Genomic DNA, 16,413 nt, shown 5'->3' with positions numbered 1-16,413 from the left:
CATATGTGGGAACTTGCTGTACCCGTCGCCATTGGCGTCCTCGCGATCCTCGTCATTGGCCTGCTTTTCGCAAAACTCTACAAGCGCTCGACACGCGATGAGGCCTATGTGCGCACCGGCCTCGGCGGCCAGAAGGTCGTGCTCGACGGCGGCTCGCTCGTGCTGCCGATCTTCCACTCCACCGCCGCGGTGAACCTGAAGACCCTGCGGCTCGAGGTCGCGCGCGGCGGCCCGGATTCATTGATCACCAAGGACCGCATGCGCGTCGATATCGGCGCCGAGTTCTATCTGCGCGTCAAACCCGACTCTTCGTCGATCGCGCTGGCCGCGCAGACGCTCGGCAACCGCACCAATGACGCGGCCGAGCTCCGCGAACTGGTCGAAGCCAAGTTCGTCGACGGCCTGCGCTCGGTCGCCGCGACCATGAACCTTGAGGAATTGCAGGAGCAGCGCGCGACCTTCGTCAAGGCGGTGCAGGACGCGGTCGGCGCCGACATCCAGAACAACGGCCTCGAGCTTGAATCGGTGTCGCTGACCCGGCTCGACCAGAGCGACATCAAGCACTTCAATCCGAGCAATTTCTTCGACGCACACGGCCTCACCACCCTGACCAAGATCACCAAGGAGCGCGAACAGGAGCGCAACCAGATCGTCCGCACCACCGAGGTCAATATCGCCCAGCAGGACCTGGTGGCGCGGCAGACCACGCTGACGATCGAAAGCACCAAGCGCGAGGCCGAGCTCGCCCAGCAGCGCGACATCGCCAACAAGACCGCGGCGATGCGCGCGCAGACCGCGCAGGTCGAACAGACCGCGTTGCAGAACGAAGCCGAATACCGCATCCAGCAGGAGCTCGCGGTCGCCAACAAGCAGACCGAGGCCAACCAGGCCCGCGACACCCGCAAGATCGAGGCCGATCTCGCCGTGAAGCGCCGCACCACCGAAACCGACCGCGAGCTCCAGATCGTGGCGCAGGAGGCTGCGATCGCGGTCGCCACCAAGAGCAAGGAGCAATCGGAAGCCCAGACCATCGCCGAGACCGCACGCGCACTCGCGATCGCAGCCGAGGAAAAGGTCACCACCGCCCGCGCCACCGAGGTCGCCGAGCGCGACAAGATCATCAACGTGATCGCGGCGCGCAAGGTTGCCGAGACCAATGCAATGCCGATCACAGTGATGGCGGAGGCCGAGAAGCAGGCTGCGGCCAACAAGGCCGAGGCCACCAACGTGTTGGCGAAAGCCGACGCCAATGCCGCCACCACCCGCGCTGCCGGCGTCAAGGCGCTCGGCCAGGCCGAAGCGGAAGTCGCGACGTTGAAGGCCGAGGCGCGCAACAAATTGAGCGCCGAGATGATCGACTACGATCTCAACCTCGCGCGGATCAACGTGATCCCGAGCGCGCTCGCCGAGGCGGTGAAGCCGATCGAGAAGATCTCCGACATCCGGATCTTCGACACCGGCAGCATGCTGGGCCGCGGCGGCACCAACGGCCATGCCAACGGCAATGGCGGTCTCGGGCTCGGCGACGGCCTCGCCGCGCAGTTGCTGTCGGTCTCGGCGTTCAAGCCGATGATCGACAAGATCCTCTCGGAGGCAGGCTTCCCGGCCGGCCCCGATGCGCTCACCAGCCTGACCAGCGCGCTGGCGCAGCGCAAGACGGAGGTTACTCCGGCGCCTGCGGTCAGCGACGACAGCCGGCCCGCGACGTTGGTCGGCACCATCACCGGTCAGCTCGCTCCGGGGCCCACACCGTGATGGTGTGACCGCGCTCTGCTATCAGTGACAAGGCCCGCCTCTCACGGCGGGCCTTGTTTTTGGCGTTGTCGGGAAACGGGTGGGATCGGGCGTCTTCCAATCACACACTATGGCCAGATCGAATTTCCCTGAGGATTCTGCCATGTCCGCCGATACGCCGCGCCTGCCCGCCACCTTCAATCGCCTGGCCTGGTCCAACCTCGCCGCGCAATCGGCCGAGCAGATTGCGCTTGCCGCCGCCCCCATCGTCGCCGTGCTGGTGCTCGGCGTCGGCGAAGGCCAGACCGGCCTGTTGCAGACCGCACTGACGCTGCCGTTCATCCTGTTTGCAATTCCCGCCGGCCTGCTGGCCGACCGCGTGTCGCGGCGCTGGGTGATGGCGGGCTCCGAGGCACTACGCGCCGCCGCACTTGCCGCGATCCTGCTGTTGCTGTGGTTCGGCGCGATGACCTTGCCGATGCTCGCCTTGCTCGGCTTCATCGCGGTCTGCGGCACGGTTGCCTACAGCGTCGCAGCTCCTGCGCTGGTCCCGTCGCTCGTGACCTCGCAGCAGTTGCCGGCCGCGAATGCCCGTATCGAACTTGCGCGCACCGTCGCATTTGCCAGCGGACCCGCGCTCGGCGGCGTGCTGGTCGGCTGGGTCGGCGCTGCGCCCGCATTCGGCTTTGCCGCGGCGCTGTCGGCGATCGCGGTCGTGCTGCTCGCCGGCATCTACGAGCCGGCACGCCAGCCTGCCCCGCGGCGTCATCCGATGCAGGACATCAAGGAAGGCGCGGCCTTCGTGATGCATCACGCCTTGCTGCGGCCGGTGTTCATCACCCAGTTCATCTTCAACACGGCATCGTTCCTGCTGCTCGCCGTGTTCGTGCCGTATGCGGTGCGCCATCTCGGGCTCAGCGCCACCGGTGTCGGTACGACGCTCGCGATGTACGGGGTCGGCATGGTGGTCGGCGCGCTGTTCGCAACCCGCGTGATGAAGCGGCTGGCGTTCGGCACCGTGATCGGGCTCGGCCCGGTCACCGGCCTCGTCGCCTCACTCGTAATGGCGCTGACCACCTGGATTGCGACGCCGCTGCTCGCGGGCCTCGGCTTCTTCCTGCTCGGCGTCGGCCCGATCCTGTGGGTGATCTCGACCACCACGCTGCGGCAGTCGGTGACGCCGCCGTCGCTGCTCGGCCGCGTCTCGGCGATCAACATCATGAGCTACGGCGCCCGGCCGCTCGGCTCCGCACTCGGCGCCGTCGTCGGTGGCCTCTACGGCGCCGAAGCCTGCCTTTACCTCGCCGCTGCGATCTTCGCCGTCCAGGCGCTGGTGATCCTGATGTCGCCCGCGGTGTCGCTGAGGCGTCAGCCTGACATGGTCGGCGAACCGGTGCGGTGCTAGTCTCGCCCCTCAACGTCATTGCGAGCGAAGCGAAGCAATCCATTCCCCCGCTTGTGGGGACATGGATTGCTTCGCTTCGCTGTGCTCCTCGCAATGACGGGGAGAGAGATCAGCTCGCCAGATAGCGCTCGTACTTGCCGCCGACGACCTCGTCGGCGGTAACGGCCGGATCCAGCGTATAGAGATCCTGCGCATGGCTGATGCCGCGCAAGGCGAAGCGGCCGGTGGAGACCAGATAGTTGCGGCCGGCGGCGTCGAGGCCGGTGCGGAAATCGGTCGAGGTCAGCAATTCGCGGTCGACCGAGGCGCACATCGAGGCAATCCGGCTGACCTCGTTGACGGCGGGCCCGACCACCGTGAAGTCCAGCCGGTCCTCGCTGCCGATATTGCCATAGAAGACCTCGCCGACATGGAGGCCGACATAGGCCGTGGTGGTCGGCCGGCCCTCGTTCTCGCGGCGATCGTTCAGCACGCGGATGTTATGGCGGAATCTGTGCTCGGCGCGCAGCGCCGCGCGCTTGGCGCTTGCCATATTCTCGCTGGTGAACATCGCCAGCACGCCGTCGCCGATCAGTTTCAGCACCTCGCCGCCGGCATCATGGATCGCGTCGATCGAGGCCTGCGCGTAATCGTTGAGGAACGGAATGATCTCGTCCGGGCCGATGCGCTCGCTGATCGCGGTCGAGCCGCGCACGTCGGAATACCACAGCACGGCCTTGATCTTCTCGGTGATGCCGCGCTGCATGCGCCCGCGCAGCACCTGCTCCGCCGTCTCGCGGCCGAGATAGACCCGTCCGAGCGTGCGCGCGATCTCGACCTGGGCGGCCGACTTGATCGCGAGCCCGAGCACCGGCACGAGGTCGCGCAGCGCCGACATGTGGTTCTCGTCGAATCCATCCGAACGGCGGGTGGTGTAGTAGGAGTAGAAGCAGTCCATCTCGCCGATCGTGCCGGCCTCGCCGAAGCGGTGCACGAACGCGGCGAAATGCTTGTGGCCCTTCTCGGCGAGGTCGCCGATCATCGAAAAATCGTGCGAACCGGTGAGATCGATCACCATCTCGTCATGGCCGTTTTCCAGCATGTGATGGAACGCCGACCTCCGCCAGTTCTGGCTGGCCTCGCCGCTGCTGGTCGAGCCGTATTCGAAGATGTCGGCCTCGTTGCTCTCGCCGTCGTTCCAGCGGAAGCCGCGCCCCTCGAAGATCGGATGCAGGGTGTCGATGAAGACGATCGCCCGCGACAACGGCATGCCGGCCGCCCGGCAGCGCTCGCAGAAGCCGCGCAGCAGGTCGTTTTCCGGCAGGCCGGTCAGACCCTGGCGGACCAGCCAATTCATCAGGCGCAAACGGGGCGTCAGTTCCATACGTAGGATTATGCCGGGCAATTGGTGCGGGAGGAAGGGCTGGTCGTCGCGTGACAGATGCGGACGCTAATCCAGTATTGCAAGGCCGCCCGCCTCGCCATTTTCGGGCGGAACGATGCCGCCGAACGGCGGCGATTCCGCTTCCCTTTGCCCCGGCCTTCGCGCAAAAGGGCGCATGGATAACGACGCCGGCCAGCCGAATCCGATCCGACGCCTCATGCGATGGGCGATCACCCCGCCGCAATCCTATGGGGTCTACCTGGCCGGCATCATCCTGGTCTACGCCCTGTCGTTCTACGCCGGCACGATGAAGCCGAAGCACGCGCCCGCCCCGCCGGTGACCGCGCCGTCCACCCCGCACAGCTGATCAGGCTGGTTTGGTCGCGATCCAGATTCCAGCGAAGACGGCGATCAGACCGACCACCAGATTGGTCGTGATCGGCTCGCCGACCAGCTGCTTGGCCAGCAGCCCGGCGGCGATCGGATTGACCGTCATGGTGTTGGCGACACGGGTCGGTGAGGCCCGCTCGAGCGCCAGCACCCACAGGATGAAGGCCAGCGCGCCGCCAGCTATCCCGAGATAGAGCCCCGCGATCCACTGCGATGGACCGAAATCGCGCAGCGTCGCCAGGCTGCCGGTGAACGCCCCTACCGCCACGAGCGCCGCCGCGCCCGCGCCCATGCCCACCGTGAGGAAGCCGAGCGCGCTTGAGCGGCGGATGAACGGTCGCGACAGCACGTTGTAGAACGCCATACAGAGCACCGCGGCGGCCATGATCAGTTCGCCGCGCCATGCACCCGCCGGCGCCGCCGACAGCCCGGATGCCAGCGCGGCGGCCACGCCGAGCACCGCAATTGAAACTCCGATCGATTTGCGCATCGTCAGCGGCTCGATGCCAAGCAAGGCACCGACCACCATGGTCGAGAGCGGCAACGTCGCGAGCGCAAGGCTGGCGCGCGCCGCCGTCGTGTAGGACATCGCGATGTTATAGAGCACGAAGAACACGCCGAAGAAGGCTATGCCGAGCGCAGCGACCGCCGGCAGATCCTCGCGCGGCGGCCACTTCGCCCCGAGCAGGAGCGCGGCGGGAAGCACGCAGAGAAAGCCGATCGCCCAGCGCAGGATCGCAAGGGTGATCGGATCAGCATTGCCTGCCAGGTAACGCGTGATCGCCGCCGCCGTGCCGCCGAGGCAGCTCGAGACCAGTGCAATCGCGACGCCGATCCACTCGCCCATCCCGATCCCCATGCGTTTCATGCTCGCTTGTGGCATCTTGCTCGGCGAGACCATTCCGGCAACTACCTGGTAGGTATTCATGTCGCAGCAGCGCGATTTTGCAGCCAGCCTGCGCTGGTGGCGGCAGCGCAAGGGCCACTCGCAGCTCGAGCTCGCCGGACGCGCGGATATTTCGCAGCGCCATCTGAGCTTCCTCGAGCTCGGCCGCGCCGCACCGAGCCGCGACATGGTGATCCGGCTCGCCGCGGCGCTCGACGTGCCGCTGCGGCAGCAGAACGCGCTGCTGGTCGCGGCCGGCTTCGCGCCGGTGTGGCGGCAAACCGATCTTGCCGCGCCCGAGCTCGCCCAGATCCGTTACGCACTCGATTTCATGTTGGCGCAGCAGGAGCCCTTCCCTGCGGTCGTGGTTGACCGGCACTGGAATCTGCTGCTCGCCAATGCGGGCGCCGGGCGGCTGGTGGAATTCCTGGTCGGGCCGCTGGCGCCCGGCACGCCCGTCAATCTCGCCGATGCACTGGTCGCGCCAAGCGTGCTGCGGCCCTGGCTCACCAACTGGACCGAGGTGGCGGCCTACTTCGTCCGCAGCGTCGAGGCCGATGCCGCCGCCGACGGCACCAGCGCGACGGCTGACTTGCTCAAGCGCCTCTTGGCCTATGGCGGCGTCGAGGCTGCGTTGGCCGCGCCGCCCGCGGCGCCCGTGTCCGGACCGGTGCTGCCGATGCTGTTCCGCAAGGGCGACGTCCGCCTCCAGCTGTTCACCACCATAGCGACGCTGGGAACACCCCAGGACGTCACGTTGCAGGAGCTGCGCATCGAAAGCTTCTTTCCGATGGACGAAGAGACCGCGCAGATTTTTCGAAGCTGGTCGAAAGCGCGCGGCCCCGAAGCCGTTCAGTCATAGAAGTCCGGCGACAGTTTCAGCCCGTCGCGCTGGGCCTTGTCGTGGTTGATCCAGAGCTGCGCCTTCTCCTTCGTCAGCGTGTCGGCGATCTTCTGCATCGAGGCCAGCGTCTGCTCCTTGCTGGCATTCAGGCTCGGCACGCGCCGATTGTCCCAATTGTCCCTGAAGTGAACCGCATCGCCGGTCAGCACGACCGCGCCGGTGTTCGGCAGCTTCACCAGCAGCGACTGGTGGCCGGGCGTGTGGCCCGGCGTCGACAGGATGGTGACGCTGCCGTCGCCGAACACGTCGCGGTCGCCGTCGAGTTTCGTCACGGGATGCTCGGGCTTGAAGCGTGGCGCGTTGTTGGCGCCGGGCCATTCATACTCCGCCTTCTGCACATACAGCATCGCGGCCGGGAACAGCTCGACATTGCCGATGTGATCGGGATGGGTATGCGAGACGGCGATCGCCTTGACGTCCGACGGCTTCACCCCGATCTGCTCGAGCTGCGCGGCCAGCGTCTTCGGCCGCCGCCAGGTCACGGCCTTGGGATCGGCAGGCGCAAGACCATTCGGCATCGCCGCCACCGCATCGGGAATGCCGGTGTCCCACAGGAACCAGCCCTGCGCGTGCTTGATCAGATAGCAATTGTCAACGAAATCCATCGACTTGCCTTCATTAACGCCGGGCGACCAGCGTGAGATGTCGCCGGCAACGCCTTCGCCGCAGTTGAGGATGTAGAGCCGCTCGACGCCTGTTTTCGCCGGCTCAGCGTCTGCCTGCGGCGTCGCGCCCACGAGCCAGAGCAACATCGCAAGACCGATTGCCTTCTTCACGTTGCCCTCCATTGATCGAGCCCGCTTTTTCAACGCGCGCGGCCGCAATGTGCCGCCTCATCGGCAGGCGTGGAAGACACGGACATGGGTCGATCGATCAATTGAACGCGAGTGAGAGCTCGCCGCCGGCTAGACCATTTCCGCCGGCGCCAGCCGGCAGGTCTCGCTGCTGATCTCGACCTGCAGGGTCGCGTGGTGGATGCTGAACCGCTCCGAAAGCTCGGCGCAGACGCGATGCAGGAAGACATCGTCGTGTCCGCCGGGCCGCACCAGGTGCGCGGTCAACGCGGTCTCGCTCGTGCTCATCGCCCAGATGTGCAAATCGTGCACCTCGGTGACGCCCTCGAGCGCGCCGAGATAATCCCTCACCCGCCTGAGATCGATGCCCCTCGGCACCGCGTCGAGCGCGAGGTTGACGCTGTCGCGGGCAAGCTCCCAGCCGCTCAGCAGCACCACCGCGGCAATCACCAGGCTGATTGCCGGATCGAGCCACTGCCAGCCGGTCGCCATGATCAGCAGCGCGGCGATCACGACGCCGAACGAGACGCCGGCGTCCGCCGCCATGTGCAGATAGGCGCCGCGCACGTTGAGGTCGCTGTCGCGGCCGCGCATGAACAGCAGCGCCGTGCCGCCATTGATCAGGATGCCGAGCGCCGCGACCCAGACCACGGTCCAGCTTGCGACCTCGGCCGGCTCGCGGAAGCGGTTGATCGCCTCGACCGCGATGCCGCCGACCGCAATCAACAGTAGCCCGGCATTGAACAGCGCCGCCAGGATCGAGGCACGACGATAGCCATAGGTGTGGGTGTCGGTCGGACGCCGGCCGGCCAGCCACGCCCCGCCCCAGGCCAGCAGCAGCGCGATGACGTCGGAGAGATTGTGAACGGCGTCGGAGACGAGTGCCAGCGAGTTGGCGGAATAGCCGAAGATCAGCTCGGCGATGACGAAGGCAGTGTTCAGCGATGCGCCGACCGCAAAGGCGGTGCCGAAGCTCGCGGGCGCGTGGCTGTGCCCGGCATGGGAATGCCCGGCATGCGAGTGACCGGCGTGTGCGTGCCCGGCATGGGAATGTCCGTGAGAATGACCGCTGTGGTCATGGTCGTGGTCGTGATTGTGCGCCATGGCAACCGTCGCCCGATATCGTCGGCGACGGTTATAGCGCGGTGAAATGTGGATACTATCACAACGCGTGCGTCGAAGACCGTAGGGCGGATTAGCCGAAGGCGTAATCCGCCGCGCCGCGACAAGAAAGGCGGGTTACGGCTTGCGCCTAACCCGCCCTACGCGACTACTCCACGCCGCGATTGAACTTGTTCGACTTCGGCAGGCCATGGGCGAGCCGGCCGGCGTCGGCGCGGTTGCCGCGCCAGTCGGCCAGTTCCTTCAAGGTCATGCTGTGCTCACGGCCGGCAGAGTCCTTCCAGGTCAGGCCGGTCTTGGCATCGAACACCGCGACATCGGACAGCTCAGAACTGGTGTATTTCTGCAGCCGAACGCCGCGGCCGCGCGCCATCTCCGGCACCTGGTCGAGACCGAACAGCACCATCTTGTGGTTGGTGCCGATCACCGCGACGGTGTCGCCGGTCACGGTCGTGATCGCACGGGCCTCGTTCGGCATCTCGACATTGAGCACCTGCTTGCCCTTGCGGGTATTGCCGACGCAGTCCTCTTCCTTGACGACGAAGCCCTGTCCCTCGCTGCTCGCAATCAGGAACTTGCGCTCGCCCTTGTTGACGAACAGCGAGATGATCGCGGCGTCCTGCTCGAGGTCGATGAACATGCGGATCGGCTCGCCATGGCCGCGGCCGCCCGGCAGCTTGGCGACGTCGAGCGAGTAGAACTTGCCGTTGGTGGCGAACAGCAGCAGCTTCGAGGTGGTCTCGGCAAAGAACGAGTGCTCGAGCTTGTCGTCGGTCTTGAAGGCGAGTCCCGAGAGATCCTCGACGTGGCCCTTCAGCGTCCGCACCCAGCCCTTCTCGGAGATCACGACCGTGCACGGCTCGCGTTCGACCAAGGCTTCCTCGATCGCGGCGAGGTCATGCTCGGGCGCATCGGCGAAGGTGGTGCGACGCTTGCCGAGCGGGGTCTTGGGCCCGAAGATATCGCGGACCTTGCGGACCTGATCGCTGACCTTGGCCCATTGCTCGGTCTCGGAGCCGAGCAGGCCCTCGATGCCCTTCAGCTCCTTGCGCAGCTCCTTGTCCTCGGTGCGGATCTCCATCTCCTCCAGGCGGCGCAAATTGCGCAGGCGCATGTTGAGGATGGCATCGGCCTGGACCTCGGTGAGGTTGAAGGTCTTCATCAGGACCGGCTTCGGCTCGTCCTCGGTGCGGATGATCTTGATCACCTTGTCGAGGTTCAGATAGGCGACGAGGTGGCCGCCCAGCACTTCCAGCCGGTGCTCGATCTGCGTCTTGCGGAAGTTGGAACGGCGGACCAGCACGTCGCGCAGATGATCGAGCCATTCGCGCAGGCACTCGGCAAGGCCGACCACCTTCGGGATGCGGCCCTTGATCAGCACGTTCAGGTTCAGCGAGATCTTGCTTTCCAGCTCGGTCAGCCGGAACAGCGATTCCATCATCAGCGCCGGATCGACGGTGCGCGATTTCGGCTCGATCACGAGGCGGATGTCTTCGGCGGACTCGTCGCGGACATCGCCGACCAGCGGCAGCTTTTTCTCGTTGATGAGTTCGGCGATCTTCTCGACGATCCGCGACTTCTGCACCAGCCACGGGATCTCGGTGACGACGATCACCCAGGTGCCGCGCGCACCCTCCTCCTGGGTCCAGCGCGAACGGGTGCGGAACGAGCCGCGGCCCGTGGTGTAGGCCTCGATGATCGATTCCTTGGAATCGACGACGATGCCGCCGGTCGGGAAGTCCGGGCCCTTGACCCATTTCAGCAGCGCCTTCGACTTGGCGTCGGGCTTCTCGATCAGATGCAGCGCGGCGTCGCAGAGTTCGGCGGCATTGTGCGGCGGGATCGAGGTCGCCATGCCGACCGCGATGCCCTGCGCGCCGTTGGCGAGCAGGTTCGGGAAGCCGCCGGGCAGCACCACCGGCTCTTTCGTCTGGCCATCGTAATTGAGGCGGAATTCAACACCGTCCTCGTCGATGCCGTCGAGCAGGAGCCGCGCGACTTCGGTCATGCGCGCTTCGGTGTAGCGGTAGGCGGCCGCGTTATCGCCGTCGATATTGCCGAAATTGCCCTGGCCGTCGACCAGCGGGTAGCGCGAGGAGAAATCCTGCGCCAGCCGCACCATGGCGTCATAGATCGCCTGGTCGCCATGCGGATGGAACGAGCCCATCACGTCGCCGACGATCTTGGCCGACTTCTTGAATGCCGCGCGCGGGTCGAGCCCGAGCAGGTCCATACCGTAGAGGATGCGCCGGTGCACCGGCTTCAGCCCGTCGCGGGCGTCCGGCAGCGCACGATGCATGATGGTCGAGAGCGCATAGGCGAGATAGCGCTCCTCGAGCGCGTCACGCAGCGGCACCTCGTGAATTTCGGCCGGCTTTTCCGGCGGTACCTGTCGTTTTCCCATGGGGAGGCGTTAAACCTTGGCGGTGAATCGGGCAAGCCGCGAATCACCGGGAATTTAGGGCCCGAATCGGCCTTACGGAACCGCCGTTCGGCTTCGCGGCCTGGTCACGGCGTTGATAAACCCGTCGCGGGCGTCGGAATGGCCCTGGCCACGGGGCTCCAGCACGTGGCGGAGCAGGAACAGGCCGGTGATCTGGAAGCCGTCGCGCAGGTCCTGCTCCGACCAGCTGTTGGCGCCGCTCTCGCCCTCGCGCAGGAACGCCGGCAGCGGCAACAGCCGGTCGCGCCACGGCTCGCCGGCGGCGCGGGACACGGCGCCGCCGGATTTCGGCGACACATAGATCAGGTCGGTGGTCTCTCCGGTCGCCGCGCAGTTCTCCAGATCGAGCCCGAAGCCGAGCTCGGTCAGCATCGCGAGCTCAAACCGGATCAGGTGCACGGCGGCGACGCCGGCATCGTCGAAATCGTCGAGCGTCCCCTGCAACATCTCGTAGATGTCTTCATGCGGATCGCGCTCCGGCAGCAGCCGCGCCAGCGCCGCCAGATGCGTCACGCCATAGACCGCGTGCGACGAGGCGAGCAGCGTCGCCGCCCGCAGCCGCGTGCCTTCCAGCGCGTACATGCCGAGATGCTCGTCGAGCCGCGCCCGCCACACCGCGGTGACGCTGTTACCGGGCTGCAGCAGCGGCCGCATCCGCGAACTGGCGCCGCCGCGCACCAGGCCGAGATGGCGGCCGTGCTCGCGCGTCAAGAGCTCGACGATGGCGGAGGATTCGCCATGCCGCCGCACGCCCAGCACGATGCCTTCGTCGGTCCATTCCATGGTTGCAAAAGTATCATGTAGGGCGGATTAGCGCAGCGTAATCCGCCGATATCGCCAGGAAGTTACACGGCGGGTTGCGGCGGAGCCTGTCATCGGGCCGCGCTGGCGCGGACCCGTTGGGCTAACCCGCCCTACGCAGCCCTACGCGTTGAACCAGCCCTGTGCGTCGCCGGTGAAGGAGTAATACAGCCCGGCCGTGGTCAGGATGCAGGACACCATCTCGATGGCGCTGTCGAGCTCCAGGCCCTTCTCGCCGATCACCTGCACCAGCGAGATCACCGACAGCACCAGCATCGCGCCCAGCGCCCAGCGCGGCCAGTTCTTGCGGTGCTGCGCGGCGAGCCGGACGAAATACACCAGCAGCAGGATCATGCAGCCGGCGGTCAGCGTCTCGCCGCTGATCATCTGATCAGTCCTCACGTCGGTCGGCGTGCGGTCCTGGAACGCCACCGACAACGCATCGAGCGTCAGCGACAGATAGAGCAGCACCTCAAACCACAGCACATTTCTGGGCACGTTCATCGCTTTGGGCACGCTCACTGCTCTGGGCACATTCAGGCGCCGGCTCATTCCTTGGGGAAGTCCAGTCCCATTTCCTTGTAGCGGTCGGGATCGTCGCCCCAGTTCTCGCGCACCTTGACGAACAGGAACAGGTGCACGGGCACGCCCATGATCTCGGCGATCTCGGCACGCGCCTGCGCGCCGATCGACTTGATGGTGGCACCGCCCTTGCCGAGCACGATCTTGCGCTGGCTCTCGCGCTCGACAAAGATCGTCTGCTCGATGCGGATCGACTTGTCCTTGCGGTCGGTCCAGCTGTCGGTCTCGACCGTCGACTGGTACGGCAATTCCTGATGCAGATGGCTGTAGATCTTCTCGCGGGTGATCTCGGCCGCCAAATGCCGCATCGGCGCATCCGACATCTGGTCCTCGGGATAGAGGAACGGTCCCGCGGGCACCAGCTTGGCCAGCGCCTGGCGCAGATCGTCAACGCCATCGCCCGACAGCGCCGAGATCATGAAGGTGTGCTCGAAGCGCATCCGCTCGTTGGCGGCCTGCGCCAGAGCCAGCAGCTTCTCGCGCTGTACGAGGTCGACCTTGTTCAGCACCAGGATCTTCGGATGCGCGACGGTTTCGAGCCTGGCCAGGATCGCGTTGGCCTCTTCGTCGATGCCCGACTTCGCATCGAGCAGCACACAGACGAGATCGGCGTCGTGGGCGCCGCTCCAGGCGGTCGACACCATGGCGCGGTCGAGCCGGCGCCGCGGCGCGAAGATGCCGGGCGTGTCGACCAGGATGATCTGCGCGTTGCCCTCGATCACGATGCCGCGGATCAGCGCGCGTGTGGTCTGCACCTTGCGCGAAACGATGGTGACCTTGGAGCCCACCAGCGCGTTGACCAGCGTCGACTTGCCGACATTGGGCGCACCGATCAGCGCGACGAAGCCACAGCGCGTCGCGTCCCCCTGCCCTTTGGGTTCGTCAGTCATTGGTGCCGACGCCTTCACGCTCGATCATCGCGGATGCTGCTGCTTTCTCGGCCGCGCGCTTGTTGCCCCCGAGGCCCTCGGCGGAGGCGAGGCCCGGCAGGTCAACCGCAACGCGGAATTGCGGATCGTGGTGCGGGCCGGTGCGTTCGACCTCGCGATAGACCGGCGTCGGCAATCCCTTGCCTTGCGCCCATTCCTGCAACACGGTCTTGGGATCGCGCAGCGGCCGGCGCAGCTTGTGCATCCGCTCGGTCCAGTTGCGCTCGACGAACTGGCGCGCGGCCTCGTAGCCGCCGTCGAGAAAGATCGCCCCGATCACCGCTTCGCAGATATCGCCGAGCACGGATTTGCGCAGCCGGGCGCCCTCGACCGCCTTCACCATGCCGAGCTTGATGTCCTCGAGCAGCCCGAGCGACTTGGCGACGTCGGCGCAGCTCTCCTTGCGCACGAGATCGGCGAGCCGCTTCGACAATTCGCCCTCGTCAGCCTTCGGGAACGCCCGGAACAGCATGTCGGACACGATCAGCCCGAGCACGTGGTCGCCGAGGAATTCCAGCCGCTGGTAGCTGTCGGCGCGGTTGCGGGTGGCGGGCTTCAGCGCGGAGACGTGGGTGAACGCAGTGGTCAGCAGCGCGGCATCCGAGAACGTATACCCGATACGCGCCTCGGTGCCGGCGATCGCGGCCTTCTCTTCAGCCGCCTTGGCGGCCTTGCTGCGCCGCTTCCTCGGCGCGGCCGTGCTTTCGGCGGCGGGCGTCTGGCTCGGCTCGCCGGTGGGCGCTTGGTCGTTGATGGCTGCGGTATCGTCGTTCATCGCACGATGGAGAATAGGCGGTTCCACCGCACTGCGAACGGCCAGCGCCAGATCATCCAGGCCTGCTCGCCTTCGGCGATCGAGAAGAAGATCATCTGGGCACGCCCGATGATGTTCTCGAACGGCACGTAGCCGACCTGCGACAGGAAGCGGCTGTCGGTGGAGTTGTCGCGGTTGTCGCCCATCATAAAGAAATGCCCGGGCGGAACGGTGTAGACGATGGTGTTGTCCATGTAGCTGTTGTCGGTGCAGTCGAGCGACTCATAGCTGACGCCGTTCGGCAGCGTTTCCTTCCAGCGCTTGACCCGCGCGGTGGCGTCCGCCGAGCCGCAGGGATCCTCGCCGACGAAATCGCTCAGCCGCTCGCGCTTGATCGGCTCATCGTTGATGTAGAGCAGCCCGTTCCGGACCTCGATGCGGTCGCCCGGCAGCCCGATGACGCGCTTGATGTAGTCGGTGGAGTCATCCCGCGGCAGGCGGAACACCACGATGTCGCCGCGGCTCGGTTCCGAGCCGAAGATGCGCCCCGAGAAGATGTTCGGCGAGAACGGGATCGAATAGTGGCTATAGCCATAGGAATATTTCGAGACGAACAGGTAGTCGCCGACCAAGAGCGTCGCCTTCATCGACCCCGAGGGGATGTTGAACGGCTGGAACAGGAAGGTGCGGATGACGAGCGCGATCAGAAGGGCATGGATGACGACGCGGATGGTCTCGCCCAAGCCGCTTTCAGATTTGGTGCCGGTGGTCGCGCTCATTGCTTTCCCAATTCCCGCGGGCCCTGATGCCCACGCGGTGGCAGAACGTTCTCTCCACGCGAGGCGTTCGACCCCCGCGTGAGGAAAATGGCCTTGATTCTGATCTTGAGGGCAAATTCCGGCTTAAAACTGGAATCCGCGTCTCGCTCGATACCCTGCGGCGTTTTAGACGGTTGTTCGCAGGGGCGCAATCAATCGCCGCCTCAAAACTTCGCAATTCATTGAAATGTCAATGATTTTTTAGTTTGCTGAAGTTTTCTGGCAAATTCCGGCGCCGCGCGCTCATCTGGCGGGAGCAACCGCCGAAATTATGACGAAGGCCTGTGCCAGCGGCCAATCGTCCGTGATCGAAAGGTCGATCTGCGCCTGCATGCCCTCGGGCGTCAGCTCCTGGAGCCGGGCCAGCGCCCCGCCAGTCAGCTGCATCGACGGCCGCCCTCCCGGCAGGTTCACCACCCCCATATCCTTCCACCACACCCCGCGCCGGATACCGGTGCCGAGCGCCTTGGAGCAGGCCTCCTTCGCGGCGAACCGCTTGGCGTAGGTTGCGACCACCATCTTCTCGCTGTTGGCACGGCGCACCGCCTTGGCGCGCTCGGCGTCGGTGAAGATGCGATCGAGAAAGCGCTCGCCGTGCCGCTCGATCACCTTCGCAATCCGGGTGATGTCGATCAGATCGGAGCCAATGCCGATGATCATGCGCTGACGGCACCTTGCGCCCTGGCACGGCCGCGGTCCATTGCCGCACGCATCTCGCGCACCGTGGCGGCGATGCCGACGAACAGCGCCTCGCCCATCATGAAATAGCCGATGTTGAGCTCGCGGACTTCGGGCAGCGCGGAGATCGTCTCCGCGGTCTCATAGTCGAGCCCGTGGCCGGCATGGACCTCGAGCCCGGCCGCCTGCGCGAGCTTGGCGCCGGCGACGATGCGCTTCCACTCGGCCTCCGCCTTGTCCTTGTGACCGTCGACCACGGCGTCGCACCAGCCGCCGGTATGGATCTCGATCACGGGCGCCTTCAGTTGCGCGGCCATCTCGATCTGCCTTGGATCGGCGGCGATGAACAGCGAGACCCGGATGCCGGCATCATTGAGCCGCGCGATGAACGGCGCCAGCGCATTGTGCTGGCCGACCACGTCGAGGCCGCCTTCGGTGGTGAGCTCCTGGCGCCGTTCCGGCACGAGGCATACCGCATGCGGCTTGGTGGCGAGCGAAATCCGCAGCATGTCGTCGGTCGCCGCCATCTCGAAATTCAGCGGCTTGGAGATCTCGGCCTTGAGCCGCGCCATGTCCTCGTCGCGGATATGTCGGCGATCCTCGCGCAGATGCGCGGTGATGCCGTCGGCGCCGGCCGCGATCGCGGCAAGCGCCAGCCGCACCGGATCGGGCCGCGCCCCGCCCCGCGCATTGCGCAGGGTCGCGACGTGATCGACATTGATACCGAGACGGAGCGGAGCAGCCTTTGACATGTCCCTAACCTGCAATTCTAGCCTGTCATGCGCGGGCAAAGCCGTCCGAAGGAAGGCG

Annotated in this window: 16 protein-coding genes; 4 read left to right on the top strand and 12 right to left on the bottom strand. The window is 66.0% G+C overall.

What is annotated here, in order from left to right; translation table 11 throughout:
• Positions 1-3: 3 nt before the first annotated feature.
• Positions 4-1,755, top strand: coding sequence for a flotillin family protein (locus tag JQ573_RS26855; RefSeq protein WP_212318757.1), 1,752 nt, complete (start codon positions 4-6; stop codon positions 1,753-1,755).
• A gap of 142 nt (positions 1,756-1,897) precedes the next feature.
• The gene (locus JQ573_RS26850; protein WP_212318755.1) at positions 1,898-3,139 is read left to right on the top strand and encodes an MFS transporter; all 1,242 of its coding nucleotides are present in this window, start codon (positions 1,898-1,900) and stop codon (positions 3,137-3,139) included.
• A 109-nt stretch (positions 3,140-3,248) separates the two neighbouring features.
• Here the strand turns inward: JQ573_RS26850 and JQ573_RS26845 are convergent, their stop codons facing one another.
• Positions 3,249-4,502, bottom strand: a complete 1,254-nt coding sequence (locus tag JQ573_RS26845) for an adenylate/guanylate cyclase domain-containing protein (RefSeq protein WP_212318753.1) — start codon at positions 4,500-4,502, stop codon at positions 3,249-3,251.
• 175 nt (positions 4,503-4,677) lie between these two features.
• Between JQ573_RS26845 and JQ573_RS26840 the strand changes: the two genes are divergently transcribed.
• Complete coding sequence (locus JQ573_RS26840; RefSeq protein WP_212318751.1) at positions 4,678-4,869, top strand: hypothetical protein; 192 nt, start codon at positions 4,678-4,680, stop codon at positions 4,867-4,869.
• Here the strand turns inward: JQ573_RS26840 and JQ573_RS26835 are convergent, their stop codons facing one another.
• A complete protein-coding gene (locus tag JQ573_RS26835) occupies positions 4,870-5,739 on the bottom strand; it encodes a DMT family transporter (protein WP_212318797.1) in 870 nt (289 codons plus the stop codon).
• A gap of 79 nt (positions 5,740-5,818) precedes the next feature.
• On the opposite strand from JQ573_RS26835, the gene JQ573_RS26830 reads away from it, so the two are divergent.
• Positions 5,819-6,640, top strand: a complete 822-nt coding sequence (locus JQ573_RS26830) for a helix-turn-helix domain-containing protein (protein ID WP_212318749.1) — start codon at positions 5,819-5,821, stop codon at positions 6,638-6,640.
• Here the strand turns inward: JQ573_RS26830 and JQ573_RS26825 are convergent.
• The 10 genes from JQ573_RS26825 to JQ573_RS26780 form a co-directional block, all read right to left on the bottom strand.
• Entirely contained in the window at positions 6,631-7,470 is an 840-nt protein-coding gene (locus JQ573_RS26825; RefSeq protein ID WP_212318747.1) for an N-acyl homoserine lactonase family protein, read from the bottom strand. The two genes, JQ573_RS26830 and JQ573_RS26825, sit on opposite strands and share 10 nt — an antisense overlap.
• Before the next feature lie 117 nt (positions 7,471-7,587).
• Entirely contained in the window at positions 7,588-8,580 is a 993-nt protein-coding gene (locus tag JQ573_RS26820) for a cation diffusion facilitator family transporter (RefSeq protein WP_212318745.1), read from the bottom strand.
• Between the two features lie 166 nt (positions 8,581-8,746).
• Positions 8,747-11,002, bottom strand: a complete 2,256-nt coding sequence (gene parC, locus JQ573_RS26815; protein WP_212318743.1) for a DNA topoisomerase IV subunit A — start codon at positions 11,000-11,002, stop codon at positions 8,747-8,749.
• 72 nt (positions 11,003-11,074) lie between these two features.
• Entirely contained in the window at positions 11,075-11,824 is a 750-nt protein-coding gene (gene recO / locus JQ573_RS26810; RefSeq protein WP_212318741.1) for a DNA repair protein RecO, read from the bottom strand.
• Positions 11,825-11,965: 141 nt separating this feature from the next.
• Positions 11,966-12,346: a hypothetical protein gene (locus JQ573_RS26805; RefSeq protein ID WP_212318739.1), complete on the bottom strand. Its 381-nt coding sequence runs from the start codon at positions 12,344-12,346 to the stop codon at positions 11,966-11,968.
• A 44-nt stretch (positions 12,347-12,390) separates the two neighbouring features.
• On the bottom strand, positions 12,391-13,314 hold the full coding sequence (era, locus tag JQ573_RS26800) for a GTPase Era (RefSeq protein WP_212318737.1): 924 nt from the start codon (positions 13,312-13,314) through the stop codon (positions 12,391-12,393).
• Positions 13,307-14,128 carry a ribonuclease III gene (gene rnc, locus JQ573_RS26795; RefSeq protein ID WP_212318735.1) on the bottom strand — a complete coding sequence of 274 codons (822 nt, stop codon included), beginning with the start codon at positions 14,126-14,128 and terminating at the stop codon, positions 13,307-13,309. Before rnc ends, era begins: the two co-directional genes overlap by 8 nt.
• Complete coding sequence (gene lepB, locus JQ573_RS26790) at positions 14,125-14,886, bottom strand: signal peptidase I (RefSeq protein WP_212318733.1); 762 nt, start codon at positions 14,884-14,886, stop codon at positions 14,125-14,127. The genes rnc and lepB overlap by 4 nt, the downstream gene beginning before the upstream one ends.
• Before the next feature lie 282 nt (positions 14,887-15,168).
• Complete coding sequence (gene acpS, locus JQ573_RS26785) at positions 15,169-15,585, bottom strand: holo-ACP synthase (RefSeq protein ID WP_212318731.1); 417 nt, start codon at positions 15,583-15,585, stop codon at positions 15,169-15,171.
• Positions 15,582-16,355: a pyridoxine 5'-phosphate synthase gene (locus tag JQ573_RS26780; RefSeq protein WP_212318729.1), complete on the bottom strand. Its 774-nt coding sequence runs from the start codon at positions 16,353-16,355 to the stop codon at positions 15,582-15,584. The genes acpS and JQ573_RS26780 overlap by 4 nt, the downstream gene beginning before the upstream one ends.
• Positions 16,356-16,413 lie beyond the last annotated feature (58 nt).

Origin of the sequence: Bradyrhizobium sp. AUGA SZCCT0105 (assembly GCF_018129565.1) — a bacterium.
Lineage (GTDB): Bacteria > Pseudomonadota > Alphaproteobacteria > Rhizobiales > Xanthobacteraceae > Bradyrhizobium.
Note: the sequence above shows the minus strand (reverse complement) of the source record. Positions and strands in the feature narration are given on the sequence as shown.

Excerpts from the sequence above, each read along its gene's own strand:
- JQ573_RS26830 (WP_212318749.1), top strand. The coding sequence starts at position 5,819 with ATGTCGCAGCAGCGCGATTTTGCAGCCAGCCTGCGCTGGTGGCGGCAG.
- JQ573_RS26840 (WP_212318751.1), top strand. The coding sequence starts at position 4,678 with ATGGATAACGACGCCGGCCAGCCGAATCCGATCCGACGCCTCATGCGA.
- JQ573_RS26850 (WP_212318755.1), top strand. The coding sequence starts at position 1,898 with ATGTCCGCCGATACGCCGCGCCTGCCCGCCACCTTCAATCGCCTGGCC.
- era (WP_212318737.1), bottom strand. The coding sequence starts at position 13,314 with ATGACTGACGAACCCAAAGGGCAGGGGGACGCGACGCGCTGTGGCTTC.
- rnc (WP_212318735.1), bottom strand. The coding sequence starts at position 14,128 with ATGAACGACGATACCGCAGCCATCAACGACCAAGCGCCCACCGGCGAG.
- JQ573_RS26805 (WP_212318739.1), bottom strand. The coding sequence starts at position 12,346 with ATGAACGTGCCCAGAAATGTGCTGTGGTTTGAGGTGCTGCTCTATCTG.
- JQ573_RS26780 (WP_212318729.1), bottom strand. The coding sequence starts at position 16,355 with ATGTCAAAGGCTGCTCCGCTCCGTCTCGGTATCAATGTCGATCACGTC.
- JQ573_RS26825 (WP_212318747.1), bottom strand. The coding sequence starts at position 7,470 with ATGGAGGGCAACGTGAAGAAGGCAATCGGTCTTGCGATGTTGCTCTGG.
- recO (WP_212318741.1), bottom strand. The coding sequence starts at position 11,824 with ATGGAATGGACCGACGAAGGCATCGTGCTGGGCGTGCGGCGGCATGGC.
- JQ573_RS26845 (WP_212318753.1), bottom strand. The coding sequence starts at position 4,502 with ATGGAACTGACGCCCCGTTTGCGCCTGATGAATTGGCTGGTCCGCCAG.
- JQ573_RS26855 (WP_212318757.1), top strand. The coding sequence starts at position 4 with ATGTGGGAACTTGCTGTACCCGTCGCCATTGGCGTCCTCGCGATCCTC.
- JQ573_RS26820 (WP_212318745.1), bottom strand. The coding sequence starts at position 8,580 with ATGGCGCACAATCACGACCACGACCATGACCACAGCGGTCATTCTCAC.
- acpS (WP_212318731.1), bottom strand. The coding sequence starts at position 15,585 with ATGATCATCGGCATTGGCTCCGATCTGATCGACATCACCCGGATTGCG.
- JQ573_RS26835 (WP_212318797.1), bottom strand. The coding sequence starts at position 5,739 with ATGGGCGAGTGGATCGGCGTCGCGATTGCACTGGTCTCGAGCTGCCTC.
- parC (WP_212318743.1), bottom strand. The coding sequence starts at position 11,002 with ATGGGAAAACGACAGGTACCGCCGGAAAAGCCGGCCGAAATTCACGAG.
- lepB (WP_212318733.1), bottom strand. The coding sequence starts at position 14,886 with ATGAGCGCGACCACCGGCACCAAATCTGAAAGCGGCTTGGGCGAGACC.